This is a genomic window from Hyphomicrobium sp. MC8b (genome assembly GCF_905067615.1).
In the GTDB taxonomy this organism is placed as follows: Bacteria; Pseudomonadota; Alphaproteobacteria; order Rhizobiales; family Hyphomicrobiaceae; genus Hyphomicrobium_B.
Window position 1 is genome coordinate 617223 of record NZ_LR898465.1, and the last position, 21778, is coordinate 639000.

A 21778-nucleotide genomic window follows, 5' to 3' on the forward strand; every position below is an offset into this window, starting at 1 on the left:
TTGTGCTAGATCTGAAAGCGGGGCCCGATTTTATTTCGGGCTTGTGCTTTTTCCGATGCTTTGAAAATTACGATGTCTGACGCCAAATCAAGAAAGAAGCGCAAGACCGTCTCAGCGGCGTCAGCGGGAAGCGGGACGCCTGCCGACGAGATTGCCCGGCTATCAGCCGAAATCGCGCATCACGATCAGCTTTATTACCGGCATGACGCACCGGAGATTTCCGACGCCGAATACGATGCGCTGCGTCGCCGTCTTGGTGATCTTGAGAAAGCCCATCCCGAGCTTCGGCGCGAAGACAGCCCAACGGTGAAGGTCGGTGCGGCTCCGGTCGCGGCGTTCGGCAAGATTCGCCACGACGTACCGATGCTGTCGCTGGGCAACGCGTTCGACGATCAGGACGTCGTCGATTTCGTCGAGCGGGTGCGCCGTTTTCTCATGCTCGGCGAAGACGACACGCTCGAAGTGACTTCCGAGCCGAAGATCGACGGGCTTTCGATTTCGATCCGCTATGAGCATGGCGAGTTGGTGCAGGCCGCCACGCGCGGCGATGGGGCGGAAGGCGAGAACGTTACGGCCAACATCAAGACAGTTCGCGAGATTCCGCATAAGCTCAAGGGCAAGGACATTCCCGAGCTGATCGACATTCGCGGCGAGATCTATCTCGGCCACAAAGATTTCGAAGCGTTGAATGCCGCACAGGCTGAAAGCGGCGATAAGATCTTTGCCAACCCCCGCAACGCCGCTGCCGGTTCGCTTCGGCAGCTCGATGCGTCGATTACGGCGAAGCGCCCGCTGCGTTTTTTCGCGTATGCGTGGGGTGCGGTTTCGAAACTTCCGGCGGACACGCAAGCGGGCGTCGTCAAAGCGTTCGCGCATTGGGGATTGCCGGTCAATCCACTGATGCGGATCGCGACGACGACGGAGGAGCTGCTGGCGTTCTATCGCAATATCGAAGAGAAGCGCGCGTCGCTGGGCTATGACATCGACGGTGTCGTCTACAAGGTGAACCGGCTCGACTACCAGGAACGGTTGGGGTTTGTGTCGCGCTCGCCGCGCTGGGCGATTGCGCACAAGTTCGCCGCCGAGCAGGCGACGACCGTTCTTGAAAAGATTGATATTCAAGTGGGGCGCACGGGTGCGCTGACGCCGGTCGCGAAGCTGAAGCCCGTGACTGTCGGCGGCGTCGTCGTGTCGAACGCGACGCTGCACAACGAAGATGAGATCGCGCGCAAAGATATTCGCGAAGGCGATACGGTCATCGTGCAGCGAGCGGGCGATGTCATTCCTCAGGTCGTCGAAGTGGTGCTGGCGAAGCGCCCCTCGCACTCGCATCCATTCAAGTTTCCGACCGTTTGCCCGGTGTGCGGCAGTCATGCAGTGCGAGAGGCCGTCGAGGAAACGGGCAAGGCGGACGTCGTGCGCCGTTGCACGGGCGGTCTCATTTGTCCGGCGCAAGTCAAAGAGCGTCTGAAGCATTTCGTGTCGCGCAATGCCTTCGATATTGAGGGATTGGGCACGGAGAAGATCGAGTTTTTCTTCGATACGGGGCGGATCAAATCGCCTGCGGATATTTTCACGCTGGAAGCCCGCGATAAGGCGTCGGACGAACCGCTGCTGAAAGTCCGCGGTTTCAAGGAAACGTCGGTCCGCAAGCTGTTTGCCGCCATCGACGCGCGCCGTGAGGTGCCGCTTGATCGCTTCCTGTTCTCGCTCGGCATCCGGCATATTGGCGAGACGACCGCCAAGGACCTTGCCAAGGCATACGGCACGCTTGAAGCGCTGCGTTCGGCCGTCGATGCGGCGGTCGAGGGTGGAAAAGGAAGCGACGCCTATCAGGATATCGACAATATCGAAGGCATCGGCGAGACGGTGGTCGATGCGTTGGTCGATTTCTTCGGTGAGGACCACAACCAGGAACAGATCGCCGCACTGTTGAAGGAAGTGACCGTTACACCTTTTGTGCGTACGCAAACGAAAGCGTCGCCGGTCACAGGCAAGACGGTCGTCTTCACCGGAACGTTGACCAAGCTAACGCGCAATGAAGCGAAAGCGCAGGCGGAGCGTCTCGGCGCGAAGGTTTCAGGTTCCGTTTCGAAGAAGACGGATTACGTCGTTGCAGGCGCGGAAGCGGGCTCGAAGCTCGATAATGCACGGGCGCTGGGCGTTACCGTGCTCGATGAAGACGAATGGCTCGCGCTGATCGGGCAGGCGTGAGCAGCTCGCTTAAACCGGTGCCGTCGCCTGCTTCAGCCAATTGCGCGTCGAAGGATCGAGGCCCTGCGCAAGCGTATCGTAGACGCGCTTGTGATAGGCGTTGAGCCAGTCGAGTTCGCTCTTTTCCAACATCTCGGGAAGGATGAGCCGCCGGTCGATGGGTGCGAGCGTCAACGTTTCGAACTCCATCGTTTCGCGGTCGCCGCCCTCGACGGTGTCGGGCATCGTCACGAGCACGACGTTTTCGATGCGGATGCCGTATTCGCCGACCTTGTAATAACCGGGCTCGTTCGAGATCAGCATGCCGGGGTGCAACGGCGCCATGCCGGCGCGCGAGATCGACTGCGGTCCTTCATGGACTGACAGATAGCTGCCGATTCCGTGGCCTGTGCCGTGATCGAAGTCAGCGCCGATCTGCCAAAGTGCGCGACGTGCGAACGGGTCGAGGTCGATGCCGCGTGTGCCTTTCGGAAAGCGCGCAGTCGCGACGGCAATATGACCTTTCAGGACAGCCGTGAAATGCCGCTGCATGTCCTTGGTCGGTTTGCCGACGGCAATCGTGCGGGTGATGTCGGTGGTGCCATCAGGATACTGGCCGCCGCTGTCGATCAGGAACAGTTCTCCGGGCTTCACGCGGCGGTTGGTTTCGTCGGAGACGCGGTAATGCACGATGGCGCCGTTTGGGCCGGAGCCGGAGATCGTCGGGAAGCTCACATCGCGCAGCATGTTGGTGTCGCGGCGGAATTCTTCGAGCTTCTGCACGGCGGTGATTTCGTCGAGCGTGCCGTCGGATGCCCAGTCATCGAGCCAGGCGAGGAAACGTACCACGGCGTGACCGTCGCGGACATGGGCGGCGCGTGCACCGACGACCTCCGCATCGGACTTGATGGCTTTGGGAAGGATGCACGGATCCTGGCCGCGCGAGATGAGCTTGGCACCGAGCTTTTGCTCGAACCAATAGGCAGCTGTTTCGGGATCGAGGCGAACCCGTTTGCCTTTGGCTTTCAGCTCTTTTACGCGGTCCGGCAGCATCGCGGGTGGGAGCAGCCTGGCGACGGGTGCGACGTCGGCGCGGGCTTCGTTGTCGAGGCGATCGGGCGCAATGAAGAGTTCGGCTTTGCCACTCGCGGGAACGATGGCGAAAGCGAGAACGACAGGGTTATGTGCAACGTCGCTGCCGCGAATGTTGAACAGCCAGCAGATCGAATCCGGCAGCGTCAGGATGACGGCGCTCTGGCCGTCTTGTTTCAAGCGCGTCTGCAATTCGGAGATTTTGTCGGCGGCCGTTCGGCCTGCAAAGGCAATCGGCTGGGCGATGACAGGATTTTGCGGCGGCTTAGGGCGGTCCTTGCCCCACAGAACGTCGATCGGATTTTTCGACAGCGCCTTGAGCTTGATGCCTTTCGGCGCGAGTGCCGCCGTCAGGCGATTGATCTCTCCGGCGGTGTGGTTCCAAGGGTCGAATCCGACCGTGCCACCCTTGGCGACGTTCGCGATCAACCAGTCCGCCAGCTTCGGACGTAACAAGAGCGAAACTTCGAAAACCTTCGTATCGGTTTCGGCTGCGGCCTGCACGGTGTAGCGGCCGTCGATCGCCAGCACGGCGGCTTTTTTGCCGACAACGGCGATGCCGGCGGACCCCGAAAACCCCGTCAGCCATTTCAGGCGCTCGGCGCAGGCTGGAACGTATTCGCCCTGATGCTTATCGGCCCGGGGAACAAGAACGGCGTCGATTTTCGACTTCGCCATGTAGGCACGGAGCGCCTTTACGCGTTCCGCAACGCGCTCGGGCTCGGACAAGGAATGGAATGTCTGCAGCATGGCTGATTTTCTAAGCACCGGACGGTGAGATTTCAACGCCGCCGGAAGGTCAAGGTCGACCAGCCGGTGATGCGGTCGTGGCGCTGAAGGGTGAAGCCGTGAGCCAGGTATGTCGCGATGACCTCGGGCGCTTGCGGCAAGAGAATGCCGGAGAGCACCAGTGTTCCTCCTGGAATGACGGCGCAGGCAATCGACGACGAAAGGTAAATCAGCGGTCCCGCCAGGATATTTGCGACCAGGAAATCAAAGGGTGCGCGCTCGCGAACTCTCGGATGTCCAAGACCGTTACCGACGAACAGCGCGATACGTTTGCCCGCACCGTTGAGGCGGACGTTTTCGCTCGCGACCTTGACAGACTGCGGGTCCATGTCGGCGGCGACGATGCGTGTGTGCGGCATGGCCTTTGCGGCAGCGATAGCGAGTACGCCCGAGCCGCAGCCGAGGTCGAGCATGTTCTTGTAAGCGTGCGCGCGCGTCAGCCGGTCGATGGCGAGAAGGCATCCAAGCGTCGTCGCGTGATGGGCCGTTCCGAAGGCTTCGCCCGCGTCGATCAGGATGGCGTTCGGTCCGTGCGCGACACGGCCCTTATCGTGGCTGCCATGGATCGTGAAACGACCGGCGGGCACGGGCGGCAGGGCAGCTTGCGAAATCGCGACCCAGTTTAACTCCGGCACCGCTTCTGTTTCGAATGGCGGCAGCGGCCATTCGACGAACGCGGCCAATTCAGCGGCAACGTCGCGTTCGCCGGACTCGGCGTCGAAATAAGCTTCGACGCGCCAGCGATCCGGGCCGTCTTCGAAGACGGTCAGGGCATCGGGCGGCGGCTCAAGCAGATCTTGCATGGCGTTGCCGGTCGCGTACGCGAGCGTGCGATCGGCGAAAAGAGCTGTGACTTTTCTGACTGACATCGGATGCTAAGGGTTGGGGACGGATTTGCCCTCGTATTCATAGCCCTCGGAGGTAATCGGATCGGGCAGGTGATCGAGGAACAAATCCCATTTGTCGTCGATGTGCTTCGCCGCCTCGGCCGGCGGCAACGTGACAAAAGTGCCGTCGGGCTTTTCAGTTACGATTCCATCGCGGATTAGGCGATCCAAAGCATCGTCGATCTCGAAGTCGATTTTCATGCCGAACGTGCGCGTCAGGTAGTTTTCAATGGCGAGGTCGATGGAGGGCAGGTCGGCGCGGGTCGCGGGCTCCTTGGCGAGAACGCTGTAGAGCAGCATTTCCTCTTTCACATCTTCCTCGGCGCCGCGCGCTGCGATTTTCAGGATGACGCCGCGATTGTCGGCCATCGTGTGAAAATAGAGGTTCTGCGCCATCACGACCATGTAGCGCTGTTTCTGATTGAGAAAGCCCATCGCTTGGCGGACGGCGATGCCGCCAAGGCCCGCCAACGCGCCGATGGCTGCAATCGGATTGCTCAACACCAGCGCGAGTTTGCCCGCCGCTCCGACTGCGCCCATGCCGAGCCCGCCGCCGGCCGTCACGCCCAGGCGTAGCTTGTCCATGGCGCGAAAGCGAACTTCGGTGTTCGGGAAGATCATCTCGACGTCAGTGCGCGGAATATTCTTGAAGAGCTTCAGATAAATGTTTCTGTCGTTGATGCTGGGCGGCAGATGCTGGCGACGATGTTCGACCCATTTTTCCGCGGCATCGCGCGACATCTTTCTCTCGCGCATGACTTCTTCGACGCGTGTCTCGGTGGTCTTCAGTTTGAACATCAGGAACAGACGCTGGAAAATTGGTACGTCGAACTCTTCCTTGTGCAGGAATTTGCGCAGGGAGCGTTTCTCGTATTTCCGGTTTGAAGCGCCGCGATAGTAGATCGCAATCCGCTCGAAAGCTTTCATATCGACGAAGAGATCGAGGCCGTAATGGCTTTCGCGAGTGAGGATGACTTCGACGTCGTTGGGATCGATGCGCTCGTAGTTGGCGCGTACGAGCAGGCTTTCGACGCCTTCGAAGACCCGATGCTGCAAGGCCTCGCGATCGTCGTCAGAGAACTTGCGGGTCATCAGGAGGTCGCTGTCGGGAGAGAACGCCTCATACGTCTGTTCGAGTTCCAACAGCATCGAGAAATACTGCTGTTGCCGCCAGTAATCGAGATAGCGGAAGAAGCGCCGCGCCTCGGCGGCTCGTCCGGGCGCCCAGAGGTGCGTCTGCGTAAGGCGGTCAAGCAGCGCGAACCGCGTCACCGGGATGAAACGTTCGCGTTTGCGCTTATCGTCGGGCGCGAGAATATCGATGGGTTCGCGCGCGGCGTCCTCGGGCATCGCGGCTGGCTTTGGATCGAGGTCGGCCAAATCCGAGAGCCTGTCGTACAGGCTTTGCTTCCGGCGCATTCGACCCGATGCAAAGTCCGTCGCCGCCATTATGCTCTCCCCCGAACTTGCTTTGCGATCCAGTTTCTTGCCCCCAGGACCTCATATAGAGTCACCGGGGAATTTTCGAGCGTGTCAGCACTTCTTCGCCGAAAAATGACGCGTGCCGTGGCGCAAGGATCAAAGGACTTGTTGTCCGCTAGTTGGTTGATGATACATCATTAAATGCACGCATGCCTTGTATAATTTGCGTTTATAACTTGCTCTTTCGCCACAGTGTTGCCGCTGTTTAGCTAGGATCATGAACGGCGGCACGACAGGGGATTTTGCGGGGGCGCGAAATGGGGGCTTTGCGTTTTTTAGCCTTGGGCTTTGCTGTGTGCATGGCCCTTGCGAGCACCGTCGCGGCGGCTGACGAGCTTGTGCTGCCTTATTCCTGCATAATGGATAGAGGTGTTCCGCGTCTCGCTCCGTCCGAAATGACAACGTACCGGATTGTCGGACCACGGGAAGATCAGCCCTTTACAGCTTGTGCATCTTCAGCGGCTTGGACCTGCGAAACGATGATGGTCCACAAGTTCACCGTCGAGTGTGGCGGGGAACGCGTTGCTTGGGCCAAGGTGGCCGCTTCAGCCAAGGCGTTGGGCGTCGTCCTGCCGGAAAAACTCCCGCCAGGATATGCGCCGGTGAGCCGCCTCAAAGGCCGCTTCGTTCTTCCCGGGTTCGGCAAAACGACAATGCTGCCGAGCGTCACCTCAGAGAAGCTATCGCGCGATGCGGTGATCGAGGCGCCGGCGCAGAAGGTGGAACCTGAATCCGCGGCTTGGGTGACCGTCGTCGATCCCGTCGCAGCGCCTCCGGCTGCGACCGGCAACGCCTTTAAAGTAGCGGGCGTGATTTCAACGCTGTTGGTGTCGCTCTTGCTCGCGTGCATCGTTCTGGTGCGGCGGCGGCAGCTGATGGCGTTCGAATTTTCATTCGGAGCCGGAAACGCTGTTCCGGCTGGGGCGCGATTCTGGGAGTTCGCGGCAGCGCCATTCTCGCTGTTTCAGCGGCGGTTCGAGTCTTGGCGGCCGGGATCGTCAGCAGCCGACGATGACGACGACGGCTCCGAGATGCTGGCGCCGATCCGTACACGATTGCACGAAACCGAGTTTCTCGTTTCGATGCTTCCAGCTGATCTCTTGTTGCGTGACGTCCTCACGTCGGAACTCGATAGCTTGCATGATCGCCTCGCGGATCTGGGACGTCGTGAGGCGCAGCTTGGCGTAGAGCGGGTCAATAGCGCGATCCGGACGATTGTGCGGGATCTCGATCGTGTCAGCCGGATTGCGCAGGGGGCAATGCCGGCTTCGGCCGAGATGCGGGCGTCGGCGGCGCCTGAGCCCGATGTGCCGTCAACCGTGTTCGAGGCTTACCGCATCCTGGGTCTCAACCCGGATGCACCAGATGCGGCGGTCAAGAAGATCGTCGACGCGCTGAGGATGTCGTGGCATCCGGATCACGCCAAGAACGAAGCCGACCGGCGGTATCGCGAGCAGCGGATCAAGCAGGTCAATGCGGCGTGGGACTTGTTGAAGGTGAAGCGGGCGGCTGCGGCTTGATAACGGTGATTGTAGAGAAATAAACGGCACCGCGATTTGCGATGCCGTTCATTCGAGTCCTGGTTTGCTGTTCTTGCCTGTCATCAGGATGAAGAACGATGTGCGACCGGAAGATTACGGACTTCCTCCTCGGTCAGCGGCTGTTGCATATCGGCTAATTCATAATTGCGCCGGTTGGCCCGGCTCAAATCGCGCTGGGCACCAATGCGTCGCGTTAGGGTTTCCCCGTCCTTCCCGCGCACGACGCCTATCTTACCTCTCAGAGGAAAGCGGTAAGTGCTCATGGATAGCTCCTTTCAAGGACTCTACCCTCCCAAACCAAGAATTCCCGCTCGAGTTTCACGCTCCCGCAACTTTTTTTTCATTTTATTTCAGGAACTTAGGTCGCAACGCATGCGTCGTCGGCCGGTAATGAACCGGCGGCGCAAAGATTTACAGCAGCTGATGAACCCCCACAGCTCAACGAGCAGTGGAGCGTATGCCTCAGAATTGCGGCAATATGAAGAAACTGGCGGCGAGACTTGGGCGCCACCTGAGTATTAACTATAGCGGGTTGGTCATGCGACGTCAACGAAACTGGCGACGACCCGTTTGGTCGAGCCGTCATCGAACTCGATCGTCAGTTTGTTGCCGTCGACGTGGGTGACGGTCCCGAGCCCGAATTTTTCGTGACGCACCCGCGTGCCAGTCTTGAACGAGGGGGCGGCGGCGGTTGACGCTGCGACGAGTTCGCCTTCGAGCGTCAGCGGGCCGCGTGACCGCTTCTTTTGTTTCTGATCACTCCGGCTCCAGGACTGCTGGGCGCGTTGCCAGCCGGGCGTATTGTAGCTCGATTTGAACGGTTCGGCGCCGCCCGCGCGGTCAAACCGGCTGGTGCCGAACGAGCCGCCGAAGCCGAACGGGTTCTGCCGGCCGCCGTAGGGCATCTCGCTTTCGACAATCTCGACGGTCGCTTCGGGCAGCTCATCAACGAAGCGCGACGGGAGTGCCGACTGATAGAGACCGTGCGTGCGGCGGTTCTGCGCAAAGGAAATCTTGGCGCGGCGCTTGGCGCGCGTCAGCCCGACATAGGCCAACCTGCGTTCCTCTTCGAGGCCGGCTTTCCCGCTTTCGTCGAGCGAGCGCTGATGGGGAAAAAGCCCTTCCTCCCACCCCGGCAGGAAAACGATGCCGAACTCCAAGCCTTTGGCGGCATGCAGCGTCATCAAGGAGACGCGGTCGCCATCGTTGCCCTGGTCGGCGTCCATGACGAGCGACACATGTTCGAGGAAGCCCTGCAGCGTGTCGAAGTCGTGCATGAAGCGCACGAGTTCTTTCAAGTTTTCAAGCCGCGTCTGTGATTGCGGGCTCTTGTCCGCCTGCCACATGGCCGTATAGCCCGATTCATCGAGGATGAGTTCGGCGAGGTCGGTGTGGCGCATGTGTTCCAGATTGGCGCGCCAGCGTTCGAACGATTGCGTAACATCGAATAGAGATTTTCGGGCTTTCGGCGTCAGCTCGTCGGTTTCGATGATCTCGCGCGCGGCTTGATATAGAGGAATGGAGCGGGCGCGAGCCAGCTCGTGAATGCGCTTGATCGTCGTATCGCCGAGGCCGCGTTTCGGCACGTTGACAATGCGCTCGAATTTCAAGTCGTTCGCTGGATTGGCGACAACGTCGAGATAGGCGATTGCGTCCTTGATTTCCTGGCGTTCATAGAAGCGCGGGCCGCCGATGACGCGATAGGGGAGGCCCAGCGTGATGAAGCGGTCTTCGATGGCGCGCATCTGAGACGAGGCGCGGACGAGCACGGCCATATCGTTCAATGGTTCGTGGGCGCGCTGCAGGTTCTCGATGTCGTCGCCGATGGCGCGGGCTTCGGCCTCGTCGTCCCAGAAGTTTGCGACTTTGATCTTCGCGCCTGAAGCGCCGTCGGTGAAGAGCGTCTTGCCGAGGCGGTCTTTGTTCTTAGCGATCAGGCCGGAAGCGGCGGCGAGAATGTTGGCGGTCGAGCGGTAATTGCGCTCCAGGCGGATGACTTTCGCGCCAGGGAAATCTTTCTCGAAGCGCAGGATGTTGTCGACTTCAGCGCCGCGCCATCCGTAAATCGACTGATCGTCGTCGCCGACGCAGCAGATGTTCGGCGACCCTTGCGCGAGAAGCCTGAGCCACAGGTACTGCGCGACGTTGGTGTCCTGATACTCGTCAACGAGGATGTAGCGGAAGCGGCGATGGTAATCGGCGAGCACGTCGGGGTGCTGGCGGAACAGACGGATGCATTCGAGCAATAGATCGCCGAAGTCGCAGGCGTTCAGGTCTTTGAGGCGCGCCTGATAGGCGGTGTAGAGTTGCGCGCCCTTGCCGTCCGCGAAGGAGAAGGCTTCGCCGCCTGGAACTTTGTCGGGCGTCAGGCCGCGGTTTTTCCAGCTGTCGATCAGACTTGCGAGCTGGCGTGCAGGCCAGCGATCCTTGTCGATACCTGCTGCCTCAATCACTTGTTTCAGCAGGCGAACCTGATCGTCGTCGTCAAGGATCGTGAAACCGGGTTTCAGATCGACGAGTTCGACGTGACGGCGCAGAATCTTGACGCCGATCGAATGGAACGTGCCGAGCCACTGCATGCCTTCCAGCGTGCCGCCGATCAGCGAGCCGATACGCTCGCGCATTTCGCGGGCGGCCTTGTTCGTGAACGTTACGGCGAGAAGCTGAGAGGGATAGGCGCGGCCAGTTGCCAGAATATGGGCGATGCGGGTCGTCAGAACGCGAGTTTTGCCGGTTCCGGCGCCGGCCAGAACGAGGAGCGGGCCTTCGGTCGTTTCGACGGCTTCACGCTGCTCCGGATTGAGGCCGTCCAGATACGTAGGCTGGCCGCGAGACGCCGCAACGGCGCGCGCCGAAATCGACATACCACTCTTGCCGCTCTCGTGCGGTTTCGCGGCGGGAGCGTCGGGCAAATCGAACGGCGGATCGTCGTCATCGTGCGGCAAATCTGCGCCGACGGCAGCGTCCGGCTTTTGAATCGAGGTCATGGAACTCAGGTAACCCACCGAAGCTGATCGTACAACTGGCGCGGCGCGGCGCCGCGGTGGATCGAGGTTCCGGCAACAGCAGACCAAAATACGGCCCAAAAAACGTCAAACGCCTGGAAATGAGCCAAATTTCAAGTTCAGAGTATTGTGCTCACGTGCCATACAGGTGGGCGCGGCAAGGGCGTAGCTTCGATCACGTCTGCCGGTGTGCATTGCGTGTCGAGCACGACTGCAAGAGACGCTCATGAACAACGGGCTATTATTCCTCGGCGGGCTCCTCGTTGCTATTTTCGCAGCGTTGTTCGCCGTGCCGAATTTCATCGACTGGAACAGCTATCGCGGTGTTTTCGAGGAAGAAGCCTCGAAGGTGCTGAGCCGTGACGTGCGCGTCGGTGGCAACGTCAACTTAAAGATCCTGCCGGTTCCCTACGTCCGATTCGAGAAAGTCCGTATCGCGAGCGTTTCTGGCCAGACCGGACAGCCGTTCATTCGCGCCGACAGCTTCACGATGTGGCTTTCGGTGGCGGCGATGCTTCGCGGCGTACTAGAAGCCAGCCAGATCGAACTCGAAAAGCCCGTTCTCAGCTTGTCCGTCGACGACAAGGGCGTCGGTAACTGGTCGAAGATCGAATTGCGGGCAGGCGATTTGCCGTTCGTTCCGCGCGACGTCGCGCTGCGGTCGGTGCAGATCACGGACGGCGCAGTGTCGATCTACAACGCTGCGTCAGAGCAGATCGCTGCCGTTGACGGTATCGACGGGGTGTTTTCGGCAGATGGGATCAGAGGGCCGTTCCGGTTCAACGGTTCGGCGTCATGGGCCGGAACCGAGCATGACGTCAAATTTGCAACGGACGTTCCGGCAAGTGACGGCGCGTTCGCACTCAAGCTTTCGGCGCGTACGGACCATTCGCCAAACGTTCTGACGCTCGATGGGCGGGTCTATAACGCCAGTGAAAAGACAACGTTCAAGGGGCGATGGACCGGGAAAGTCCAAGTGCCGGGAAGCCCAACGGTCGAACCGAACGGAAAAGCGCCGCCGCCGCTTATCGATCTTCGCTCCGATGTGACGGCGGATGCACTGGCGGCCAAGCTCGAAAACCTGACGTTGACGCTCGATAACGCTGCCGAACCGCAGACCATTACGGGGGCGGCCGTTGCAAGCTGGTCGCCGTCGCCGCGACTTGATGTGACGCTCAATTCGAAATGGCTCGACATCGACTGGCTGGCGGGCGCAGGCAAGGGCGGCGCTGGGTTTTCGAAGCTGAGGCAACTCGCGCTTGGGCTGATGCAGTCGGTCGCGGGAGACAGCCAGGCATCGGCGAAGATCAATCTCGAACAGGTCAAGATCGGCGGCGAGAATGCCGGCGGCCTTTCAATCGATGCCGAACGGCAGGGAAGCGTCACGCATCTCAAGACCTTCAAGGTGAGCCTGCCGGGCGGATCGCGTCTCGATCTCGCGGGCGATTTGAGGAGCAAGGACGGCAAACTGAGCTTCCTAGGCCGAGGGTTCATCGGCGGGGCTAGCTTCGGGCGTTTCAAGGCGTGGGCGGATAAGTCCGGCATCCCGATCGACGTTAACGCCGATGGCGCATACTCGGCGGCCGGTAAGCTCGAAATTGACGATAAGAGATTTTTCCTGACAGACGCGTCGGGCGACATTTCAGGTAAGCCGCTCGCGGGCGAACTCAAGGTGACGCACGGAGATCGAGAGCGCACGGAGCTGATGCTTCAGGCCGCCGATCTCGATACGCAGGTGGTCTTTCCGAAGATCTCCCAAGCGCTGCGTTCCGAGTTTCGCAAATCGCTTGGATTGGCGTCTCGAAAGGATGATCGCAAAGCGGATGAAGACCTGCCGAGCGATGTTCGTCTGCGCGTAATCGCGGGGCGGCTGACGGATGGCCAAGATAGCTACCGGGATGTCGACGTGTCGTTCGCGATCCAGGGACGGAAGGTCAGTCTGCCGGTCGCGAAACTGACGACAGACAGCGGCCTCGAAATCGGGCTTGAGGGTCGGATCGAAACGCAGGACAGCGGTCCGGTCGGGACCTTGGCTTATGATCTTGTCGGGCCTTCCGCAGATGCGATGCGGGATCTCATTCGCAAGGCCGGTCTGCTCGATGTGGTCGGAGAGGATCGCTTCGGCGGATTGAAAGACGGCAAGATCGCGGGCCTCGTTCGTCTGGGTCTTCGAGGGCCGAAGACCGCCGACTTGACGTTCGATGGCCTGCTCGACGGTTCGAAGTTTGACGGTAGGGCCGAGTTCGACGGGGGCATTGCGAATTGGCGCACCCAGCCGAGCCGGCTGCAGGCGACGCTCGATGCGCCGACGCTGTCCGGGCTTCTTGCGACTCTCGGGCGAGACAGTAGTGGTATCGCAGCCGAATCGCAGAAGCCGGCGTTGGCGTCGCTGCTGACCAGTGGCACGCTGGGCTCCGGTGCCGTGTCGCAAATCGAGATTTCGTCGCAAGATTTCGATATGCGGTTCCGCGGGCGCGCCCAATGGCCGGACACATCGGACCTTGCCTTGAACGGGCTGCTCAACGTCAAAGCCGCACAAAGCGCGCAAGCTTTCGCCGTTGCCGGACTATCGTTGCCCGGCGGTCTGACGGCTGTTCCGTTGCAGGGTACGTTGGATCTCCATCGCGACAAGGGCGCGTGGATCGTCACGGCGCAGAACGTGTCGCTGGGAGAATCCTTGCTGTCGGGGCGGGTGACGGCTGCGACCGCGAGCGGAGCGACGAAGATCGACGGCAATATATTCGCCAATCGCGTTATGGTTCCGGCCCTGTTGTCGGCCGTGACGGATGCGCCCTCGACTGTTCCCGTCTCAGCAGCGCCAAGTGCTCCTAATCCGAACGCCGTCAATGGCGCCGCTGTAGCGCAAGTCTGGCCGGAAGGGCTTTTTGATTTTGCAGCGCTCGGCAACACAATGGTAGCGCTGAAGGTTGGTTTCAAATCGCTGGGGTTGAGCGAGGGATTGGCGACGGGCGACGGCACGATGATGGTTGCGCTCGCGCCCGGAAAGCTGTCGATCACCGATATTAAAGCGGCGGCGGCCGGTGGCCAGTTCGCCGGATATGCCAGCCTGGAGAAGGTTTCGAACGGCGTCGCATTCGCATCGGAGTTGAAGCTTGATGATGTGAAGCTGGCGACGCTCAATTCGGGCGGCAAAGGCTCGGGCGCCTTCGAGCTGCATACAGAAGCGCGGGCGCAAAGCCCGGCAGGGCTGATCGCCGTGATGACGGGATCGGGTACAGCAACCCTATCCGGAGCCGGATTGACAGGGCCGTCGCCGACCGCCGTTACGAACGTCGTCGACGATGTGATCTCGGGCACCGTTCAGAATGACCCGTCATCTATTGCGAATGCGCTGGTCAGCGAGGTTGGATCGTCCGAGTTGGCGCTGGGAGACCGCAAGCTTGCGATTTCCGTTTCCGATGGAACGCTGAAGCTCAGCAATATCGATCTGCGCAGCGTGGTCGGCACGGCCGAGGGAGCTGTCTCGGCTGATCTTGCAACGCTTGGCATGAGCGCTTCGTTCCAACTGACATCTGTAGTGCCGCCGGCGCTCGCACCCGCGGCGCAGACGGCAAAACGCAAGGCCGCGGCCACGACGAAATCTGAACTGCCGGCTGCAATCGTGCTCTACAGCGGGGAACTCGGCCGGCTTGCCTCGCTATCGGTGAGCGCCGATGTCAGCGATCTGCAGCGTGAACTCGCGGTGCGCCAGATGGAGCGCAACGTGGAGCAGCTCGAGCAGGCGCGGCGCGCGGACGAAGAACGCGCGCGGCTGCAGAAGGAAATGGACGTTAAGCGGAAAGAAGCAGCGGATCGCGCTGCGGCTCAGCAAAGGATCCAGCAGCAGCAATTGCCGCCGGTCATTCCAGAGTCGGCGGGGACTGCGGCGCCGTCTCAGGGCACCAGTGAGAACGATCCGGATGATTTCTTCGGATCGACGCCGCCTACCTCCAGGGCGGGGCAACAGCCGTACAATCGATCCACATTGGAGCCCCAGCCGCAGAATTTGAATGGTCAGGCCCGCAACGCGGCGAGTGGCGGACAAACTGCCGTCGGACAACCGGCTGCGATTGATCCGGCGACCGGACTGCCCGTTCCGAAACCGGTTCCGGCCGTGAAGCCGACGGTCACACGGACGACGTTGCCACCAAAACCCGTCAAGCGGCGCACGTCGGCCGACGAAATGATGAAGTCGTTCGGCGGTTATCCCTGAGAACTGGACCGGGCCGCCAGCCGACCGAAAGCTCGCGCTGCCAGCGCGCCGCTTGATCTCAGTTGTCGTCCATCTTGAGGGCGTTGATGAACGCCTCTTGCGGGATTTCGACCTTGCCGAATTCACGCATCTTCTTCTTGCCGGCCTTCTGCTTGTCGAGCAGCTTGCGCTTACGCGTGATGTCGCCGCCGTAGCACTTTGACAGAACGTCTTTCCGGAGTGCTTTGATCGTTTCGCGGGCGATGACCTTGGCGCCGATGGCGGCCTGGATCGGAATCTGGAAGAGGTGCGCCGGGATCAGTTCTTTCAGCTTTTCGCACATCGAGCGGCCACGGCTTTCAGCGCGTGAGCGATGGACGACGATCGACAGCGCATCGACTGGCTCGCTGTTGACGAGGATCGACAGCTTGACGAGGTCGCCTTCTTCATAGTCCTTGATGTGATAGTCGAATGAGGCATAGCCACGCGAGACGCTCTTCAGGCGATCGTAGAAGTCGAAGACGACTTCGTTCAGCGGCAGCTCGTAGACGACCATAGCGCGGGAGCCCGCGTAAGTGAGCTGCTTCTGGCGGCCGCGGCGATCCTGACAGAGCTTCAACACCGCGCCGAGATACTCATCCGGCACCAAAATCGTGGCTTCGATCCATGGTTCTTCGATGTGATCAATCTTGACGACATCCGGCATGTCGGCCGGATTGTGCATCTCGATCATCGTGCCGTCGTTCATGTGCAAGTGATAGATGACGCTCGGGGCCGTCGTGATCAGATCGAGATTGAACTCGCGCTCGAGACGCTCGGTGATGATCTCAAGATGGAGAAGACCGAGGAAGCCGCAGCGGAAGCCGAACCCGAGGGCGGCGGAGCTTTCCGTTTCGAATGAGAAGCTCGCGTCGTTGAGGCGCAGCTTCGCCATCGCATCGCGCAGGTCTTCGAAGTCAGCGGCATCAACCGGAAAGAGCCCGCAGAATACGACGGGTTGCGCCGGTTTGAAGCCCGGAAGTGCTTCCGGCGCCGGGTTCTTTTCATCTACGATCGTATCGCCGACGCGGGTGTCGGCGACCTCTTTGATCGCGGCCGTGAAAAAACCGATCTCGCCGGGGCCGAGCTGATCCAACATCTGCTGCTTGGGACGGAAGATGCCGACCCGCTCAAGCTGATAGGTGGCACCGGTCGAAAGCAGTTTGACGCGCTGGCCCTTTTTTAGGGTGCCATCAATGATGCGGGCGAGCACGACGACGCCAAGGTAGGCGTCGTACCAGCTGTCGACGAGCATGGCCTTCAGCGGCTTCTTGGCGTCGCCTTCCGGAGCAGGCAGGCGCTCGACGATGGCTTCGAGAACAGCTTCGACGTTGAGGCCCGTCTTGGCCGAGACGCCGATCGCGTCGGAGGCGTCGATGCCGATGACGTCTTCGATCTGCTTTTTGACGCGGTCCTCATCGGCCGCAGGCAGATCAATCTTGTTCAGTACGGGGAGGATTTCGAGGTTGTTGTCGAGCGCTTGGTAGACGTTGGCCAGTGTCTGGGCCTCGACGCCTTGGCTCGCGTCGACGACGAGGATTGCGCCTTCGCAGGCCGCCAGCGAGCGCGAGACTTCGTAGGCGAAGTCGACGTGGCCGGGCGTATCCATCAGGTTGAGCTGGTAGATTTCGCCGTTTTTGGCCTTGTAGTCGAGACGGACGGTCTGCGCCTTGATGGTGATGCCACGCTCGCGCTCGATGTCCATTGAGTCGAGGATCTGCTCCTTCATCTCACGGTTCGAGACGTTGCCGCAGAGCTGAATCAGCCTGTCGGACAAGGTCGATTTGCCGTGGTCGATGTGGGCGATGATCGAAAAATTTCGAATGTGTGAAATGGCTGTCATGGGCCGGGCTCATAGCACCCGGAACTGGGCGGCAAAAGGGGCGTTAAGGCTTTAGGGCGACTTCCGAGCCGTTTTGATCGCCGCATGGCCTATAAGAGGTGTGGCAACCGGGGGTGGGGTGTGCGAAAATTGCTCACCGTCCCTCTGTGCCGATCATGAGCCCCTGGAGAAGCGATATGGCGAACTCACCCTTCGAAGCCAACCCGGCTTTCACGAAACTCGGCGAGGATACAAAGAAGGCGGTCATACAGGCTTTCGACGCCATGTCGAATTGGCGGGCCGAACTCGCCGAACTGGGCGAAAAGAACAGCAACGCTGTGTTCGACAAGATGGCCGAAGCGGCAAAGTCGCTCGGCTGGCCCACCGATTTCGTCGAGTTGAGCCGGAAACAGATGCTGAGCGCTTCCAAGCTGCAATTGCAGGCGGTCGATCAGGTCATGGATGTCTGGGAAAAGCAGGTCAAGGCGCTGGGGGCTCCGGGCCAGTTCCCGAACTTCTCGAATGTTTCAGGCTTCGGCGCCGGCATGCCGCAGTTCCCCGGCGCTGGGGCAAGCTTCCCTGGCATGCCCGATTTCGCGGCTGGCGCCACGAACCCCATCCAGTTTTGGATGCAGGCTGCCGAAATGTGGCAGAAGGGCTGGCAGCAGGCCATGTCGAGTTGGATGGAAGCGCAGCAGAACGCCGTCAAAGGCATGAATAAGCCGAATTCGCGCTAAGGCATTTATATCTCCGAGCTTTTCTTCTTCGGCAGCGCCGGTCCGTTGGGCCGGCGTTTTCGTTTGATCCGGCCACGACTTCCCTTGTGCCATCATCGCCGCGACATGAGGGATCTTGTACGACCGGCTGGCAGGATGTTAAATTAGAATAATTCTAAATTTTAATCAGGCCGCCATGCGTCGTTTCACCGATCTCGATCAGCGCGAGATTCTTGCCCTCGCGATCTCCCTGGAAGAGGAGCACAGCCGGATCTATTCCGATTATGCCGCCGGTCTCAGCGCCGAGTATCCGGCCAGCGCAAAGATTTTCACGGAGCTTGGCGAAGAGGAAAACGCCCACCGGCGCAGCCTGATCGAAATTTTCAAGCGCAAGTTCGGCAATCACATTCCACTCATCCGCCGCCACGACGTTTCGGGCCTCGTGCGGCATGATCCGATCTGGATGGTGCGGCCACTCGGCATCGGGAAAGTTCGCCGGCAGGCACAGGAGATCGAGGAGGAAACGCGCGAATTCTATGCCTCGGCGTTGAAGCGGGCGACGGACGCCGACATCCGCAAGTTGCTCGGCGATCTCCTGGAGACGGAAAGCCAGCATATAAGCATCGCGCAGCATCTCGCCGATGTTGAGCTGACGAATGAGGCGCGTTTGAGCGAAGACGAGACCGCGCGACGGTCCTTCGTTCTCCAGTACGTGCAACCGGGATTGAACGGCCTGATTGACGGCTCCATCTCGACGCTGGCGCCAATCTTTGCGGCGGCATTTGCGACCCATAACACCTGGCAGACGTTTCTCGTCGGCATCGCGGCGTCGATCGGCGCCGGCATTTCGATGGCGTTTGCCGAAGCTTTGTCCGACGACGGCGAGATTTCGGGCCGCGGCAACCCTTGGCTCCGCGGTTCGGTAACGGGCGCGATGACGACGGTCGGCGGCCTCGGGCATACGATGCCCTATCTCATTTCCGATTTTCGGACGGCTACCACGATCGCAATCGGTGTGGTGTTCATTGAACTCTGGATTATCGCGGGAATCCGCTCGCGGTACATGGAAACGAAGTTCTGGCGAGCGGCGCTGGAGGTGGTTGTCGGCGGTCTGATCGTCTTTGCTGTTGGCATTCTGATCGGTAGTGCGTAGACGAATGCGCTAAAGGCCTCACTGAGGCCATAGTCTCTTGACGCTCTCCAGACTGTCGGCAATGTGCCGGCCCTACGTCAACGGCCGAAGGCATTCCTCTATGCGCGCAGGTTTTATCGTTTCAGCGATCGCCTCTTTCATGCTTGCGGGGCTTTCCGCCAGTGCCCATGCGGAGAACACGCCGCCGCCACCGGCAAACAAGCGCAATTGCCAGAACACCGTGCCGTTCAACCAGTGGCTCGCCGATTTCAAGCGTGACGCCATCGCTCAAGGCATTCGGCCGGAGACGATCGAAGAAACGATCGGGGGCCTGACGCCGGACCAGGGTACGATCGCTCGCGACCGGAAGCAGGGCTTTTTTTCGCAGACGTTCATCGACTTCTATTTCAAGCTTGCGACCAAGAACCGCGAGCAGACGGGTAAAACGTATCTCAAGCGCTACAAGGCGATCTTTGATCGCGCGGAGCAGCAGTACGGCGTTCCGGGTCCGGTCATCACGGGCTTTTGGGCGCTCGAAAGCGACTTCGGCGGCGGCATGGGCAAGCTGTCCATTCTGCGTTCGCTGATGACGCTAGCCTGGGATTGCCGCCGCGGCGATTTCTTTCGGGGCGAGTTGATTGCCGCGATGAAAATTGTTGAGCGCGGCGACCTCACTCCGGATCAGATGATCGGATCGTGGGCAGGTGAGCTTGGTCAGACGCAATTTCTGCCGCAGCACTATCTGAACTACGGCGTCGATTTCGATGGCGATGGCCGCGTCGATCTCATTCGCGACAACGCCGACGTAATCGGCTCGACCGCAAACTTCCTCAAGTCGATGGGATGGAAGCGTGGTGAGCCGTGGCTGGAACAGGTTCGCGTCACCAAGGATCTGCCTTGGGACAAAGCGGATCTGGCGATCAAGCTGCCGCGCTCGCAATGGGTGGCATGGGGCGTCGAGGGCGTCGGCAAGCCGCTGCCTGCCGACAATCTCCCGGCGTCGCTCGTCTTGCCGATGGGACGGCACGGACCCGCGTTCCTGGCGTACCCGAATTTCGACGTTTACACGCAGTGGAACCAGTCGCTGACGTATGCCCTGACGGCGGCGCATCTTGCCGCTCGCATGGCTGGTGCTCCGAACCTGACGCGGGCCGACGGCAACGTCGCGTCGCTCAGCTACGAGCAGATCAAAGAGGTTCAGAGCCTGTTGAAGCGCCGTGGCCTGGACGTCGGCGAGGTTGACGGCAAGCTCGGCGCCAACACGCGCGCAGCCGTGAAAACGATGCAGATGAAGTTCGGGCTGCCGGCGGACAGCTATCCGACGGCGGACCTGCTGACGGCGCTGAGAGAGCGGAGTTAAGGCTTTATGATGGCGCGTGCGACTCCGCTTGGCGGGGGCCGCCGCACGCGCGGACTCCAAGCTGACAACCGTGGATTATGCCGGTAGCGCCGCCGACCGCCTCGCGAAACGCGTGTCGGCGGCGCCAACAATCAGTGCAGCTTGACCTGCGGTTCCGTGCGACGCGTCAGGAGTCGTGACAGGGTGTCGAGGAAGACCTTCACGTATCCGTGCAAGGCGATCTCATGCATTTTGTATAGCGACCGGTACATGATCTTCGCGAACCAGCCTTCGATGCGCAGCGACTTGCCGTCGATGAAGCCCATCAGGTTGCCGACGGTAGAATACTTGCCGAGCGACACAAGCGAACCGAAATCGCGATACTTGAAGGGTGCAAGCTTCGTCTCACCTTTCATGCGGCGCTGAATCTGCGTGACGAGGTGGCTCGATTCCTGGTGTGCCGCCTGAGCGCGCGGCGGAATAGGCGCCGTCTCGCCTTCGGGCACCAGATAGGCTGCGTCGCCGATGACGAAAATGTTGTCGTCAACGGTCGTCTGCAACGTCGGCCTCACGACGAGCGTGTTCATGCGGCTGACTTCGAGGCCGTCGAGGTTCGATAGAACTTCGGGGCCTTTGACGCCCGCGGCCCAAACGACCAGCTCGGATGGGATGAAATCGCCATTCGCCAGCGTCACGCCTTCCTTGCTGACGTTCGTCACGGCGCTGCCGGTGCGAACTTCGACGCCAATGCTGTGCAAGATGTTCGTTGTCGCTTTGGAGAGACGCTCAGGCAGCGCGGGCAGAATGCGTGGCGCGGCTTCGATCAACGTGATCTTGAAGTCTTTCTCGGGATCGATTTTGTCGAGACCGAATTCCACGAGGCCGCGCGCGGCGTGATGCAACTCCGCCGACAGTTCCGTGCCGGTCGCGCCTGCGCCGATGATGGCAACGTGCAATTGGCCGTCTCTGATGGGGCCAGGCTGCGCATAGGCGCGCACGCACGCATTCAGGATGCGGCGGTTGAAACGCTCGGCCTGCTCAGGCGTGTCGAGCATGATCGCATTTTCTTTGACGCCCGGCGTACGGAAGTCGTTCGAGATGCTGCCCACAGCGATCACTAGAGTGTCGTAGGGGAACCAGCGATCCGGCGTGATCTCGCGACCATCCTCGTCGTACGTCGCGCCTAGGTGCACGCGCTTGCCCGCGCGGTCGAGACCGATCATCTCGCCGTAGCGGTAACGAAAACCGTGCCAGTGACCTTGCGCCTGGTAAGGCAGCTCGTGGCGGCCCGTGTCCATGCTGCCCGCCGCGATTTCGTGGAGAAGCGGCTTCCAGATGTGGGTGCGAGCACGGTCGACCAGGGTGACTTCCGCTTTACCGGATTTTCCGAGCTTGTTTCCGAGCTGCGTTGCGAGTTCAAGACCGCCGGCGCCGCCTCCAACGATGACGATGCGGTAAGGGTGCTTTTCGTCGGTCACGCTTTCGGCTTGAGCGGTGGTCGCGGCGGGGAGCGAATTCATCTTGGCCTCATGCGCATGTCATGGCGGCG

General features: G+C 60.6%; 12 protein-coding genes. 6 read left to right on the plus strand and 6 right to left on the minus strand.

Features of this window, described 5'->3' with window-relative positions:
• The first annotated feature begins 72 nt into the window (after positions 1 to 72).
• Entirely contained in the window at positions 73 to 2214 is a 2142-nt protein-coding gene (ligA, locus tag ACLB1Z_RS02965) for an NAD-dependent DNA ligase LigA (RefSeq protein WP_409561969.1), read from the plus strand.
• 9 nt (positions 2215 to 2223) lie between these two features.
• Here the strand turns inward: ligA and ACLB1Z_RS02970 are convergent, their stop codons facing one another.
• Genes ACLB1Z_RS02970 through ACLB1Z_RS02980 form a run of 3 tightly spaced genes read right to left on the minus strand, consistent with a single transcriptional unit; the run spans position 2224 to position 6410 of the window.
• Entirely contained in the window at positions 2224 to 4035 is a 1812-nt protein-coding gene (locus ACLB1Z_RS02970; RefSeq protein WP_409561970.1) for an aminopeptidase P family protein, read from the minus strand.
• 32 nt (positions 4036 to 4067) lie between these two features.
• Positions 4068 to 4943 carry a 50S ribosomal protein L11 methyltransferase gene (locus ACLB1Z_RS02975; RefSeq protein WP_409561971.1) on the minus strand — a complete coding sequence of 292 codons (876 nt, stop codon included), beginning with the start codon at positions 4941 to 4943 and terminating at the stop codon, positions 4068 to 4070.
• A gap of 6 nt (positions 4944 to 4949) precedes the next feature.
• Positions 4950 to 6410 (minus strand): TMEM143 family protein, encoded by a 1461-nt coding sequence (locus ACLB1Z_RS02980; protein ID WP_409561972.1) that lies wholly within the window; start codon positions 6408 to 6410, stop codon positions 4950 to 4952.
• Positions 6411 to 6922: 512 nt separating this feature from the next.
• Here ACLB1Z_RS02980 and ACLB1Z_RS02985 point away from each other — a divergent pair.
• Positions 6923 to 7963, plus strand: coding sequence for a J domain-containing protein (locus ACLB1Z_RS02985; protein WP_409561973.1), 1041 nt, complete (start codon positions 6923 to 6925; stop codon positions 7961 to 7963).
• A gap of 557 nt (positions 7964 to 8520) precedes the next feature.
• Here the strand turns inward: ACLB1Z_RS02985 and ACLB1Z_RS02990 are convergent.
• Positions 8521 to 10971, minus strand: a complete 2451-nt coding sequence (locus tag ACLB1Z_RS02990) for an ATP-dependent helicase (protein ID WP_409561974.1) — start codon at positions 10969 to 10971, stop codon at positions 8521 to 8523.
• A 244-nt stretch (positions 10972 to 11215) separates the two neighbouring features.
• On the opposite strand from ACLB1Z_RS02990, the gene ACLB1Z_RS02995 reads away from it, so the two are divergent.
• Positions 11216 to 15202, plus strand: a complete 3987-nt coding sequence (locus ACLB1Z_RS02995) for an AsmA family protein (protein WP_409561975.1) — start codon at positions 11216 to 11218, stop codon at positions 15200 to 15202.
• 58 nt (positions 15203 to 15260) lie between these two features.
• Here the strand turns inward: ACLB1Z_RS02995 and lepA are convergent, their stop codons facing one another.
• Positions 15261 to 17063: a translation elongation factor 4 gene (gene lepA / locus ACLB1Z_RS03000; protein ID WP_013945998.1), complete on the minus strand. Its 1803-nt coding sequence runs from the start codon at positions 17061 to 17063 to the stop codon at positions 15261 to 15263.
• 176 nt (positions 17064 to 17239) lie between these two features.
• Between lepA and ACLB1Z_RS03005 the strand changes: the two genes are divergently transcribed.
• The 3 genes from ACLB1Z_RS03005 to ACLB1Z_RS03015 all read left to right on the plus strand — a co-directional run bounded on the left by ACLB1Z_RS03005 (position 17240) and on the right by ACLB1Z_RS03015 (position 20250).
• Positions 17240 to 17779, plus strand: a complete 540-nt coding sequence (locus tag ACLB1Z_RS03005) for a hypothetical protein (RefSeq protein ID WP_013945999.1) — start codon at positions 17240 to 17242, stop codon at positions 17777 to 17779.
• A gap of 175 nt (positions 17780 to 17954) precedes the next feature.
• Positions 17955 to 18911: an iron exporter MbfA gene (gene mbfA, locus ACLB1Z_RS03010; RefSeq protein ID WP_013946000.1), complete on the plus strand. Its 957-nt coding sequence runs from the start codon at positions 17955 to 17957 to the stop codon at positions 18909 to 18911.
• A gap of 100 nt (positions 18912 to 19011) precedes the next feature.
• Entirely contained in the window at positions 19012 to 20250 is a 1239-nt protein-coding gene (locus tag ACLB1Z_RS03015) for a lytic murein transglycosylase (RefSeq protein WP_409561976.1), read from the plus strand.
• 131 nt (positions 20251 to 20381) lie between these two features.
• Here the strand turns inward: ACLB1Z_RS03015 and ACLB1Z_RS03020 are convergent, their stop codons facing one another.
• Positions 20382 to 21749: an NAD(P)/FAD-dependent oxidoreductase gene (locus ACLB1Z_RS03020; protein WP_409561977.1), complete on the minus strand. Its 1368-nt coding sequence runs from the start codon at positions 21747 to 21749 to the stop codon at positions 20382 to 20384.
• Between the last annotated feature and the right edge of the window lie 29 nt (positions 21750 to 21778).